Annotated in this window: 11 protein-coding genes; 1 reads left to right on the plus strand and 10 read right to left on the minus strand. The window is 66.1% G+C overall.

Annotation, left to right across the window (positions count from 1 at the left end):
* Positions 1 to 531 precede the first annotated feature (531 nt).
* Positions 532 to 2115 carry an MATE family efflux transporter gene (locus BN3266_RS03140; protein WP_059003687.1) on the minus strand — a complete coding sequence of 528 codons (1584 nt, stop codon included), beginning with the start codon at positions 2113 to 2115 and terminating at the stop codon, positions 532 to 534.
* A gap of 223 nt (positions 2116 to 2338) precedes the next feature.
* Here BN3266_RS03140 and BN3266_RS03145 point away from each other — a divergent pair, with 223 nt between their 5' ends.
* Entirely contained in the window at positions 2339 to 3226 is an 888-nt protein-coding gene (locus tag BN3266_RS03145) for a LysR family transcriptional regulator (RefSeq protein ID WP_059003689.1), read from the plus strand.
* A 412-nt stretch (positions 3227 to 3638) separates the two neighbouring features.
* On the opposite strand, the gene BN3266_RS03150 is transcribed toward BN3266_RS03145, so the two are convergent.
* The 9 genes from BN3266_RS03150 to BN3266_RS03190 form a co-directional block, all read right to left on the minus strand.
* Entirely contained in the window at positions 3639 to 4178 is a 540-nt protein-coding gene (locus BN3266_RS03150; RefSeq protein WP_059003691.1) for a hypothetical protein, read from the minus strand.
* Positions 4178 to 4579, minus strand: coding sequence for a DUF4430 domain-containing protein (locus BN3266_RS03155; RefSeq protein WP_059003694.1), 402 nt, complete (start codon positions 4577 to 4579; stop codon positions 4178 to 4180). Before BN3266_RS03155 ends, BN3266_RS03150 begins: the two co-directional genes overlap by 1 nt.
* Positions 4580 to 4740: 161 nt before the next feature.
* Positions 4741 to 5331 carry a precorrin-2 dehydrogenase/sirohydrochlorin ferrochelatase family protein gene (locus BN3266_RS03160; RefSeq protein WP_059003697.1) on the minus strand — a complete coding sequence of 197 codons (591 nt, stop codon included), beginning with the start codon at positions 5329 to 5331 and terminating at the stop codon, positions 4741 to 4743.
* 21 nt (positions 5332 to 5352) lie between these two features.
* On the minus strand, positions 5353 to 6855 hold the full coding sequence (cobA, locus tag BN3266_RS03165; RefSeq protein WP_059003699.1) for a uroporphyrinogen-III C-methyltransferase: 1503 nt from the start codon (positions 6853 to 6855) through the stop codon (positions 5353 to 5355).
* Positions 6852 to 7769, minus strand: a complete 918-nt coding sequence (gene hemC, locus BN3266_RS03170) for a hydroxymethylbilane synthase (RefSeq protein WP_059003701.1) — start codon at positions 7767 to 7769, stop codon at positions 6852 to 6854. Before hemC ends, cobA begins: the two co-directional genes overlap by 4 nt.
* Before the next feature lie 1069 nt (positions 7770 to 8838).
* Entirely contained in the window at positions 8839 to 9876 is a 1038-nt protein-coding gene (asrC, locus tag BN3266_RS03175; protein WP_021660422.1) for a sulfite reductase subunit C, read from the minus strand.
* Positions 9877 to 9891: 15 nt separating this feature from the next.
* Entirely contained in the window at positions 9892 to 10683 is a 792-nt protein-coding gene (gene asrB, locus BN3266_RS03180) for an anaerobic sulfite reductase subunit AsrB (RefSeq protein WP_059003703.1), read from the minus strand.
* An 18-nt stretch (positions 10684 to 10701) separates the two neighbouring features.
* Complete coding sequence (asrA, locus tag BN3266_RS03185; protein WP_059003705.1) at positions 10702 to 11736, minus strand: anaerobic sulfite reductase subunit AsrA; 1035 nt, start codon at positions 11734 to 11736, stop codon at positions 10702 to 10704.
* 246 nt (positions 11737 to 11982) lie between these two features.
* Positions 11983 to 12624, minus strand: coding sequence for a class I SAM-dependent methyltransferase (locus BN3266_RS03190; protein WP_059003706.1), 642 nt, complete (start codon positions 12622 to 12624; stop codon positions 11983 to 11985).
* Positions 12625 to 12647: the final 23 nt, after the last annotated feature.

The raw sequence follows: 12647 nt of genomic DNA on the forward strand, positions 1-12647 counted from the left end.
CGCAATACTTTGGCGCCGGCGAGCCGAGCTATCTCTTTGTCCTTCTTGTAGAGCTTGCCCCCTGACGGCGAGAAGGGCGGCTTCCCCTCGAAATAGGCTCGCACCGCGACAGAATAGTGCCGCTTGCAGGTCGGATGTTCGCTATACCGACTCTAAGGGCTCCACTATTCTCTCATCCTCTATGGGTGGACTGAGCGTGTTTGAGAAAATCGGACACTCTGGCCCCCTGGGCGCAATACTTTGGCGCCGGTGAGCCGAACCACTTCTTTGCCCTTCTTGCAGGGCCTGTCCCCTGATGGCGAGAGGAGCGACTTCTGCTAGAGATAGATCTGCGTTGCAACAGTGTAGGGCTCTTTAGAAGCTGGACGCCCACTGCACCGGCTTCTAAGGCTCCACTGTTTTCTCATCTTCTATCCGAACGGATTGGAACACGTTTAAGAGGAAAACAAAAAAGACCGCAAACTCGTGTTGTCGCGCGACTTTGCGGCCTTTTACTCGCTGTAAAACCGAAGGGGAGTGTTGGAGAGCCCCCTATTTGTTCCTCCTCTTTGGCGGCCGCTCCGGCTTGCCCAGCAGCCGCCGCAGGGTCTGCCAATCGGCTTTTTTGGCACAGCCCAAGAGGCGGCAGAGGGGGAGAAAGAGGGCCAGCGACGATCCGATGGCCGCGGGCAGCTGGCCGGGGGAAGCGCCCCCCGCCAGCAGGGGGCCCAGCAGCAACCGGGCCCCGGCACACCCCAGCAGGGCCGCCGCCAGGGGGCGGATCACCCACAGCCCCCAGCGGGGCACCACTTCGGTGCGCCGGCAGAGCAACCAGAGCCCCAGCCCGGTGTTGAGGGCCGAGGGCAGGTAGAGGGTGACGATGTACCCCCGGATGCCGAAGCGGGGGAGGAGGAGCACCAACAGCGCGGCGGTGAGGGCCATGTCGGCGATGTTGTGCCAGAGCAGCCGGTTTTGCTCCCCCATCCCCTTGAGGACGCAGTCCACCGCGTGGTCGAGAAAGAGGACGGGCACCAGCGGGGCCAGGGCCTGCAAGAAGGCGGAGACCCCCTCCCCGGTGGGGAAGATGGCCGCCAGCGAGTCGGAAAAGACCAGAAAGACCCCGGTGACAAAGCAGGAGAAGAGGAGGGTCAGCCGCACCACCGCCACGATCAGCTCCTCCAGCTTGCGGGTGTTTTGCAGGGTGTGCAGCTTGACCACCACCGGGATCAGCAGCATGGAGAAGGAGGCCAGCAGCGCCCCCGGGTAGGAGAGGAGGGGGAGCACCATCCCCCCCAGCACCCCGTACTGGGAGAGGGCCAGCTCGGCGCTGGTCCCGCTCTGTTGCAGCCCCTGGGGCACCAGGGTGTTTTCCAGGGTGTTGAAGCCGCTTTGCAGGTAGGAGCAGAGGGCCACCGGGATGCAGATGCGCAGGAAGGCCAGTCCCAGGGAGTCGCCGTCCCAGGCGGGTCCCCGGTCAGGGGGCAGGTCGCGGCGTCCCCGCCAGTAGAGGGCGCCCAGGTAGAGACAGCCCCCCACCTCCCCGCAGGTGGAGGCAAAACAGGCCGTCGCCACCGCCTCGGCCGCCCCGGCGGGGGGCTGCAGTGAAAAGAGGAGGGCGGTGAGCCCCATCTTGCACAGCCGTTTGACCACGTTGGCCAGGGTGCCCTGCACGATTTTAGAGCCGGCGTAAAAATATCCCTGCAGACAGGCGGAGAGGGCCAAAAAGGGCAGACCCAGGGCCAGCAGGCGAAAGGGGTACACCGTCTGGGCGTTTCCCAAAAGTGCCCCCAGCCGGGGGGCGAGGGCCCACCCGCCTAGCCCGGTGAGAAGCCCTAAGGAGAGGGCGTAGAGACCGGCCCGCCGCAGCACCCGGGGCAGGGTGGAGAACTGCCGGCGGGCGATGGCGGCCGCGCAGAGCTGGGTCACCCCAAGCTGGGCACCGGACATGGCCAGGGTGGCCGCAAACCCGAAGAGGGAGAAGACCAACTGGTAGAGCCCCATCCCCTGGGAGCCGATGATCCCCGACAGGTAGATCTTAAAGCCGATGCTCATGGTCTTGAGCACCAGCCCCAGGGCGGTGAGGGCGGCGGCGCTGTACAGCGGCCGGGCCCAGTTTTTCCTCTCTGCTGCCGCCATCCGACCGCCCCCTTTTCGCCTGATCCTCTTACAAGGGATATGCGGCGCGGGGGGAGAAGATGTTCCCCTTTGGGCGGGACGAAAGGGGTTTGAGAAAAGGGAAAAAGCGTGCTATGATAGAAAAAAGGCCGGGTTTTCGGCCGCGCCCCACAGGCAGAGAGAACAGCGGGGCAGAGAGGCAAAACGAGAGGGGCGGGCCGTCGGCCCGGCCAGGGGGGATCACATGTTTGAAGAGCTGAGGACCTTCGTCGACGTGGCGGAGAGCAAGAATTTTACCAAGACCGGGAAGAAGCTGAACTTCTCCCAACCCACCATCAGCCAGCAGGTAAAAAAGGTGGAGATGTTCTTCGGCAATGTGACGCTGCTGACCCGCTCGGCCAACTCCAAACAGGTGGAGCTGACGGCTGAGGGCGAGGTGGTCTATCGCAGGGCCAAGGAGATCTTGGCCCTGCTGGGCCAGACCTTTGAGGAGGTGGAGGCCTGCCGCCACCAGGGGGAGGAGCGGCTGCGCATCGGCGCCAGCGAGACCATCGGCAACTTCCTGCTGCCCCGGTTGCTGGAGCAGTACGCCCAGCGCTGGCCCCAGGTGGTGGTGGAGGTGCAGATCGCCAACACCCGCCAGACCTGCGATGCCCTGGCGGAGGGGCGGGTGGACATCGGCCTCATCGAGGGGCGCAACATCCACCACAACTTCCGCCGGATCGACTTCTTCACCGACCGAATGATCCTGGTGGCCGCCCCCCAGGTGGCCCGGCGGGTCCCCGGCTTCTCGGCCAGTCTGCTGGGAAAGCTGCCCTGGGTCACCCGGGAGAAGGGCTCGGGGACAGAACAATACCTGCGCGCCTTCACCGAGTCCAACAACATCCTCGTCGAGCACACCGCCGTCTGCAACTCCAACTACGCCATCAAGGAGATGGTCAAGCAGGGGCTGGGGGTGACCGTCCTCTCCCAGCTGGTGGTGGAGGGGGAGTTGGCCTCCGGCGAGCTGGTGGAACTGCCCGCCCACAAGTCCTATAGCCGCAGCTTCTCCTACATCCTTCCCGAAGGGCGGGCCTGCTCCCCGGCGGCGCAAGATCTGATTTCCATTTTGGAGGCGCTGGGGGAGAGATAGCCTCGATCTGCCCCGGCCAATTTTCCCTATCTCAAACTGTCCCAGGGGCTGGGGGGATTGAAACCGAAGCCCCACCTGCACCTCAAGGGGAGTCGGTCATACCCCGCGCAGGCAGTCGGAGTAAAACCCCTATGTCGCCCCCAACGCCGGCAAGCGGTTAAACGCCACACTCCGCGCGGGTGGGGCGATTGAAAACGGTGCCCGGCTAGAAATGCTCCGGCGCGAAGGGCGCTGATCCCGCCCCCTGACAGTTTGCCCGTTTGCGCCGGTTTTTCCCATCCTTGCCCTCGCCTTTGCCCTCACTTCTGCTTTTTTGCAGAGAGGCCCCTCGATGTAGCGTTTCTCCTACATCGGGGGGCCTCTTTTTGCCACGCATTTTTAATTTCACTTTTTGGGTAGCGTGGGGAGGCAGCTACGGCTGCCTATCCCCGTCTGTGGCGGCCCCTCCTCCCTGCCGCTGCAGCAGGGAGAGCCCCTTGACCAAGGGGGTGTAGAGCAGCAGGGTGGTGAGGAAGTTGCCGGCGCAGTGGGCGATGTCGAAGGGGATGCCCGAGACCCAGTTGGCCAGGGCCGCCCCCGGGCCAAAGGCCAGGTAGGGCAGGGCGCAGAGGGCCCCAAAGCAGAGGCCGTACCCCCCTGCCGCCACCGCCCGCACCACCCCGGAGGAGGTGCGCCGCAGCGCTAGGGAGAGGAGCACCCAGATGGGCCAGACGTAGAGGTACATCACCCACCAGAGGCCAAAGCCGTAGAGGATCCCCTCCAACAGGTCAAAGACCAGCACCGCCCCCAGCACCTGCCGCAGGGGAAAGACCGCCGTGTAGCAGAGGAGCAGCAGGGTCACCAGCTCGATGTTGGGGAGAAAGGAGAGGCTGATCTGCGCCAGCAGCAGGATGGCCGCCAGCAGGGCGGTCACCACCAGGGGCCGGGGGGAGAGGCGGGGGGCCGGGCGCATCAGTAGCCGGTGGTGAGGGTCAGCTCAAACCGGTCGCCGTCGGCGATGGGGGTGGTGTCCACCCCGGTGCTCACCGGCTCGCCGCCCTTGGTCAGGCACCACCACTGCTGCTTGGCGCTGTCGGCACAGACGCCGCCCGCCTCGGTGATGTAGAGGCCGTAGGGGCCGTCCTCCCCCTTCACCAGCCCGGCGTCCAACAGGGCCTGGCCCAGGTACTCGGCGTCGGTGTGCAGGGTGTGCTCGTCGCTTTTCTCCCCGGCGGCCACCGTCACCACCACCGCTTTGGCCCCAGCCTGGGTGCCTGGGCGCAGGGCCAGGTAGACCCCGGCCAGGGCCCCTACGGCCACCAGCAGCGCCAGCACCGCCAGCACCGCCAAGAGGATCTTGGTGTTTTTCTTCATCGGTCGTCACATCCCTTGTCTCGTTAAAAAAGGACTGGCAGAGCAGCCCCTTTTTCTTTGTTCAGATTATACCACGGCGCCAAACAAATGGCAAAGATCCCCTGCCTGATGGACAGAAGGGGATTTTGGCGGCCGCCCTTTTGGGAGCGGCCCGTCCAGGCCTAGTCCTCCTCGGCGGGGAGACCGGTGCCCTCCAGGGCGGCGGCGTCCAGCTGGCGCAGCAGGGCCTCCCGCTCGGCGCCCTGGGCGGCGCGGAGGATGGCCTGGCGCGCCTGGCCGCTCTCCTGGCAGAGGGCGGCGTACTCCGGCCCAAACTGGTGGGAGAGGCGCTTTTTCACCTCCCTGGCGAGGCCGGGGTTTTGCCCCCCGGTGGAGACCGCCAGCTGAAACGCCCCCCGCTTCACCACCGCGGGGAAGATGGCGTCCGACTGCTCCGCATCGTCGCAGAGGCAGCAGAGGACCCCCCGCTCCCGGCAGAGGGCGCCGATGCGGGCGTTGACCTCCCGCCGGTCGGTACAGGCCACCGCCAGAAAGATCCCCTCCAAGTCGGCGGGGGCGAACACCCCCTGCCGCCAGGTGATCGCGCCCCCCGCGGCCAGTTCGGCCAGCCGGTCGCAGAGGACCGGGGCCACCACCTGCAGGGCCGCCCCGGCGGAGAGGAGGGCATCGGCCTTTCGCCGGGCCACCCGGCCGCCCCCCACCAGCAGCACCGGTCGGTCGGCGAGCTGAATCATCAGCGGGTAATAGGACATGGAAATCTCCTCCTCACAGGCTCAGGCCCGGCCGTCTTCGACGATGAGCCGGGCCATCTCCTCGGCGGTGCAGCGCCCGCTCTCCAGCGCCGGCTCCAGCCCGTGGGCGCGCAGGCAGCCGCTGGTCACCGGGCCGACGCTGACGATTTTGGTGCCCGCCAGGCAGGAAGCCGGGTCGGGGCCGAGGGCGCGCAGGGTGCTCTCCACCGCCGAGGGGCTGGTGAAGGTCAGGTAATCGGCCTCTCCGTCCCGCAGGGCCGCCAGGGCGCCCCCCAGGTCGCGGGCCTCCTCCACCGTCTCGTAGAGGACCACCTGGTCGGTGGGGCAGCGAGTGGGCAGCAGTTCCCCCAGTTTTCCCCGCACCGCTTTGGCCCGGGGGTAGAGGACCCGGTCGCCCGGCCCCAGCCGGTCCCCAAGTACCTCCCACAGCCCGGCTGAGGTGTGGCGGGGCGGGGTCAGGTCGGCCGTCAACCCCTCCCGGGCCAGGGCGGCGGCGGTGGCGGGGCCCACGGCGCAGAGGCAGGGCCCTGCCAGGGCGCGCAGGTCTCTGCCCGAGCGGCGGAGCTCCTCCAGGAAGATGCGCACCGCGTTCTGGCTGGTGAAGATCAGGTAGCTGTACTCCCCCAGCCGGGCAAAGGCCTGCTGCAGGTCCTCCCCCGGACAGGGGCGGATGCGGATGGCGTCCAGCCGCTCCACCCGTGCGCCCGCCGCCTCCAGGGCGGCGGAGAGGTCAAAGCCGTGGGATTTTTGCCGGGTGGTCACCACCGTGCGCCCAAAGAGGGGGCGCTCCTCAAAGCAGTCCAACACCCCGCCCAGCGAGGCCACCTGCCCCACCACGGTGATGGCCGGCGGGGGCAGCTCGGCCGCCCGCACCGCCGCCGCCAGCTTTCCCAGAGGGGCGCGGACGGTCCGCTGCAAGGGGGTGGTGGCCCGGCTCACCACCGCCGCCGGGGTGTCGGGGGACAGGCCGTTTTCCAGCAGCTTCCGGCAGGTATTTTCCAGCCGGGAGAGCCCCATCAAAAAGACCAGGGTCCCCTCCTGCCGGGCCGCCTCGGCCCAGTCCACCGGGTCCTCCCCGGTGCGGCTGGCGGCGGTGTAGACATGAAAGGAGGTGGCGAGCCCCCGGTGGGTGATGGGGATGCCCGCGCAGCAGAGCCCCGCCACCGCCGAGGTCACCCCCGGCACCACCTCAAAGGGGACCCCCGCCCCCTTCAGGTAGAGGGCCTCCTCCCCCCCGCGTCCAAAGACGTAGGGGTCGCCCCCCTTGAGGCGGACCACCCGCTTGCCCTCCTTTGCCTTCTGCGCCAGAAGGGCGTTGAGTGCCTCCTGGGGGAGGGCGTGGTTGCCCGCCTCCTTCCCGGCGTAGATCTGCTCGCAGCCGGCGGGGGTCAGGGCCAGCAGCCGGGGGCTCGCCAGGTGGTCGTAGACCACGCAGTCGCACCGGCGCAGCCGGTCGGCGGCCCGCAGGGTCAAAAGACCGGGGTCCCCCGGCCCCGCCCCGACGATGGAGACAAGCCCGCTCATCGGTCCGTCTCCCGCAGGCGCTGGGCCAGTTGGGCTTTTAGCTGCTCGCCTAGGCGGCGGCCCAAGGCGGCCTCCTCCCCGGCGGGGGCGCTCTCCCGCCCCTCGACCCAGAGGGGGCCGTCCTCGGTCCCCAGCATCCCCAGCAGGGTGGAGCGGCCCTCCTCCACCCGGCAGTAGGCCCCCACCGGCAGGTGACAGCTCCCTCCCGCGGCGGCGAGAAAGGCCCGTTCTGCCGCTGCCTGGCGGGTGGCCAGGGGATCTTCCAGGGGGGCCAGGGCGGCCTTCACCGCCCGGTCATCGGCGCGAATCTGCAGCCCCAGGGCCCCCTGGCCGCAGGCGGGGATCATCTCGTCGGGGGAGAAGGGGTAGCAGATGCGTCCCTCCCACCCCAGCCGCTTCAGGCCGGAGACCGCCAGGATGGTGCCGTCCAGCCCGTCTCTTTCGATGCGGCTGAGGCGGGTGTCCACATTGCCGCGGATGGGGCGGATTTCCAAGTCGGGGCGGATGGCCAGCAGCTGGCAGATGCGCCGCTTGCTGCCGCAGCCGATTTTGGCCCCCATAGGCAGCTCCTCCAGCGAGGCGATGCCGGGGCGAGTCACCAGGGCGTCCCTCGGGTCCTCCCGGGCGGGGACGCAGGCCAGGTCCAACCCCTCCTCCATGGCGGAGGGCATGTCTTTGAGGCTGTGCACCGCCAAGTCGATTTCACCGCTGCGCAGGGCGGCGACAATGGCCCGGGTGAAGATGCCCTGGCCGCCGATTTGGTCCAGGGGCAGGTCCTGAATGCGGTCGCCCTTGGTGGTGATGGTCTTGATCTCCACCTCCACCGCCGGATTCTGGCGGCGAAGGGCGTCCGCCACCCACTGGGTTTGGATGAGGGCCAGCCGGCTGGCCCGGGTGCCAATCACGAGTTTCACAGGGGAAGCCTCCTTCTTGTGGGGTTTGTGCGGGTTGCGCCGGGATACTGCGCCAAAGCGCAGCGCTTTTCTCTATTGTAAGCCCGGCGATGGGGCAAAGACAAGGGCCAAACGGCCTGTCGCCGCCTGGCCCTTGTGGATCGCGCAAATATCTGTCTAAAAGCGCCCTTTACAGGGTGCAAAGAACGCGCCCTTTTGCGGCGGGAAGCCCCTTTTCTGGCAGGTGGCCCCGCGGTCTGGGCCTGCCGGAGAGGCTCTCTCCCCCCCTTTTTTTTGACGGGGTGTGGAAGGACAAACACCTCGTCCTGCCTGACCCAAACACTTGCCGATGCGGCAGGTCTGTTCGGCACTGTACTGGATGTGCCGGGGAAAGCATCCCTTTCAGCCGGCGCAGGGGGGAAGCGGCTTGCTCCCCTCGGCCGGGCGCTCCTGCATCCGACGCCCCACCCAGCAGCGGGGCTGCTTTCCGATTTTACCTGAGAAAAACCGCGAGCGGAGCGAACGGAGGAGAGCCGCCAGACAGTGCAGGCCCAGCGTGCCGGGGAAAGCATCCCTTCCAGCCGGCGCAGGGGGGAAGGGAATTGCTCCCCTCGACCGGGCGCTCCTGCATCCGACGCCTTACCCAGTAACGGGGCTGCTCTCCGATTTTGCCTGAGCAAGACCGCGAGCGGAGCGAACGGAGGAGAGCCGCCAGACAGCGCAGGCCTAGCGTGCCGGGAAAAGTATCCCTTCCAGCCGGCGCAGGGGGGAAGCGGCTTGCCCCCCTCGGCCGGGCGCTTCTGCATCCGACGCCTCACCCAGCAGTGGGTCTGCTCTCCGGTTTTGCCTGAGCAAAACCGTGAGCGGGGCGAATGGAGGAGAGCCGCCAAACAGCGCATACCCAGCGTGCCGGGAAAAGCATCCCTTCCAGCCGGCGCAGGGGGGGAGCGGCTTGCTCCCCTCGGCCGGGCGCTCCTGCATCCGACGCCCCACCCAGCAGCGGGGCTGCAAAGCGGTTTTGCTTATGCAAAACTGCGCACATTGTGCGCAGAGCTTTGCTGCCAAACAGCAATAAAGGCGCGGTGCGCCTTTATTGCTGGGGGCCGGCCACCGGGTGCTCGCCGATGGGGATGACGTTGATTTGACCCCGCATCTCGCTCTCGGCCCACATGATCCGCTGGGCGACCTTGGCCTCGGGGTTGAGCTCCACCCCGTCGAGGATCATCTCCTTGAACTTCTCGTACCCGGCCATGTCGATCAGGTGGCCGCCGTGCATGTAGACGGGCTTGTAGTCCAGCACCCAGGCGGAGAATTTCTGCCAGTTGCCCAGCACCCCCAGCACCACCTCTTCAGTGGCGAAGTTGATGAAGGTCTTGCCCAGGCGGGGGGTGTGCTTGCCGGTCCGGCCGCCGATGGTGATGCGGAAGAACTTCTTGGGCTGGCGCACCCAGGCCCCGGCCGGGCAGACCACAGCGCACTCGCCGCAGCCCAGGCAGCAGCAGGCGTCCTTGGCGACCTTTTTGTCCTCGGTCATGCTCAACACACCGGTGGCGTGCTTCTTGCAGGCGTCCACACACTGGCCGCAGCCGATGCAGCGGTCGTAGACGTAGTCCATCTTGGCCTGGCCGATGATGCCGAAGTCGTTGCACTGGCCCTTGCCGCAGTCGTTGGGGCAGCCGGACATCCCGATTTTGATGTGGTAGTGGCTGGGGAAGATGAGGGGCTCGATCTTCTTGGCCAGCTCCTGGGTGTTGTAGTTGGCGAGAATGCAGTGGCGGTTGCCGATGCAGGCCATGATGTTGCGGGCGCCGATGGTGGGGTAGCCGTTTTCCGACTCCTCCATCTCCACCCCGCACATCTCATTTTCCACCTGGGAGATGTAGTCTTTGATGTAGGCGTTGACCGCCGGGATGTTTTCGTACTTGACGCCGGGGACGTTCAGGGTGTGGCGCATCCCCACGTGAAAGAGGCCGTTGCCCCAGGTGTTGGCGATGTAGATCACCCGCTCCAGGTGCTTGGCTTCGATCAGGGAGCCGGGCACCCGCAGCTGCAGCATGAATTCACCGGGCACCTTGGACTGCCGCCAGCAGTTTTTTTGCAGTTGTTTGATGTTGATATCGCAGTTCATCCTCAATGCCTCCCCTTAGTCCAGCAGGTTTTTGGCCACGGTGTACGGGAATACCGGCCCTTCCAGGCAGACGTAGGTCTCGTCGATGCGGCAGTGGCCGCACTTGCCCACCGCGCAGGACATCTTGCGCTCGAACGAGACCCAGATCTTCTCCTCCGGCACCCCGCATTTCACCGCTTCCAGGGCGGCGAAGTGCATCATCACCGGGGGCCCGACGATGATCACGGCGTAGTTGCCCCCAAAGGTGTCAAAGGGGATCTCGGGGATGAACTTGGTCACCAGCCCGGTGTTCCAGCCCTCGATCTGGTCATTGTCCAGGGTGTAGTGGGTGGAAAAGCGCTCCTTCCAGCGGGCGAGGTCGGGCTTGAAGAGGATGCCGGCCTCGTTTTTGAACCCGGCGATCAGGTGGACGCTCTCGGCCATCTCCGGCTCGTCGTAGAGCTTGTTCAGCCAGCTCTTCACCGGCGCCAGACCGGTGCCGCCGGTCACAAACACCAGGTGTTTGCCCCGCAGCTCCTCCACCGGCCAGCCCTTGCCGTAGGGCCCGCGCAGGAACATCTCGTCGCCGGGGCGCATGGAGAACAGCTCGTCGGTCACCTTGCCCACGGCGCGGATGGTGAATTCCAGCCAGCCCTCGCCAAAGGAGCTCACCGAGATGGGGCACTCGCCCACCCGAGGGACCGAGAGCTGAAAGAACTGCCCGTGCTCGGGGACAAAGTCGGCCTCGATGCGGAAGGTGTACTCCATCTCCGTCTCGTGGTTGATATGTAAAATGCGGTGTGCTTTGGGCATCACGGGATTTGTCATAGGGTCGTCCTCCTCACTCTATTTCGACGCTTCGGCCGCGATCTCCTCCAGGGCGGCGCTCATCTTGTTGATGATGGCCGGGAAGGAGATGAACTTGGGGCACCGGGCGCTGCATCGGCCGCAGCCGACGCACATGTGGTAGTCCCCAAAGCGGGCCTTGTAATCGTGCACCTTGTGGAGGGCCCGATAGCGGATGCGATCGGCCGGGGTGGTGCGGAACCCGTGCCCGCCGGCCATGGCGTCGAATCCGGCGATCTGGCAGGAGTCGTGCACCCGGCGGCGCTCGCCGGCCTTGGCGTTCTCGCTGTAGATCTTGTCCCGGGTGGTAAAGCAGGTGCAGGTGCTGCAGGCCAGGGTGCAGCTGCCGCAGCTGACACAGCGGTCGTTGTACTCCTGCCACATGGGGTGCTTTTTCAGCTTGGCCAGGGTCTCCTTGTCGGCGATTTCGGGGATCTTGACGTCAAACTGGTTTTTCTCGATGAACTGCAACTGCCAGTCGACCTCTTCACAGCCGGCGAAATAGGGGGCCAGCTCCTCGTCCTTCACCGACCAGAAGATCCCCTCCTCGGTGTGGCGGACGGCGGCGCTGTACTCCTCTGCCCTGTTGGCGCCCATGGAGCAGCAAAAACAGGTGTCCCAGCCCTCGGTGCACTCCATCAGCACGAAGCGGGTCTTCTCCCGCATCCGCTGGTAGTAGCTGTCGCAGAAGCCGCCATTGTCCAGGTAGATGCGGTCCTGGTGCTCAAAGGCGTTGATGTCGCAGGGCCGCAGGAAGATGAGGATCTTCTTTTTTGGGGCCCCGCTCTCCCGGTACTCGTCCTCGGTGAAGTAGAAGATGGGCTCGGTCACCGGGGTGAGCACCTCTTTGGCGGAGAAGTCGGACTTCTTGTCCCAGACGATCTCCTCTGCCGTGTGAATCTCGTCATAGCGCACGATGTCGGTGTCCGAGTAGCGCCCCTGCTTGGCAAACCGCTTGGGGGCATAGATTTTGTACTCTGCCGCCAGCCGGTCGAAGAGGGCGTCGGTCTCTCGGTGATTTAAGCTGTATCCCATTGCTGTACCGCCTTTCCTGTGAACCGCCCGGCGCACCGGAAGGGGCCGGTGCGCCGGGCGCTGCTCGAGGTTTTCTATGGGTTTTAGTATAGCATATTCGGGACAGGCCGGCCACCATTCGCCCCGGCCCGCTCCATTGGAAAAAAGAATGGTTAGCCGAGCAAGGGCTGATGATTCGACAAAAGGCAAAGAAAATCCCCCTCTTTTTCCTCGATATTTGAGAAAAAGAGAGGGAAGGGGCGAGATTCAGCGGTCGCTGTCCTTTCTCGCCAGCAAAAAGGGGTGGCGCTCCCCCGCGCCCCAGAGCACCTCTTCGCTCCGAAGCACCGAGAAGCCCATCTCCTCCAGCAGTTCCCGGTAGATGGCGGCGGCGAAGTTGCTCCAGTACATGGTGGTGCCGAAGAAGTCGGGCTCGGTGTAGGAGGGCTCGTCCTCCCGGGCGGCGGAGAAGAGGAAGTAGCCGCCCGGGGCCAGCAGCTCCTTCACCTTGTGCAGAAAGGCGGGGTGGAGGTCCCGCCGGGTGTGAAAGAGGGTGTAAAAACAGGTGATCGCCGCAAAGGGCCCCTCGATGGCCAGCTCCAGAAAGTCGCCGCAGAGGAGCCGGGCCTCCGGTACCTGCCTGCGGGCGATGGCCAGTTGGGCGGGGGAGAGATCGACCCCCACCACCTCCCGACAGCGTTGGCAGAGGGCGCGGGTCACCGGCACCCCGCCCCCGCAGCCGATGTCCAAGGCCCGGTCCTCGGGGGCCAGAAGGGGCAGCAGCCAGTCCAGCGCTGGCTCCCGGTCCCCGCTGCGGGCGGCGCAGTAGTCGGCGGCGCAGTTGTCATAGCCCTGGCGCACCAGGGCCAGGTAGTCGGTCTGTCGGTCGTCCACAGGGGTGACGGGCATCTCGGTTTCCTCCTTAAAATAGG

The sequence above is a fragment of the Bittarella massiliensis (ex Durand et al. 2017) genome (assembly GCF_001486165.1).
In the GTDB taxonomy this organism is placed as follows: Bacteria; Bacillota; Clostridia; order Oscillospirales; family Ruminococcaceae; genus Bittarella; species Bittarella massiliensis.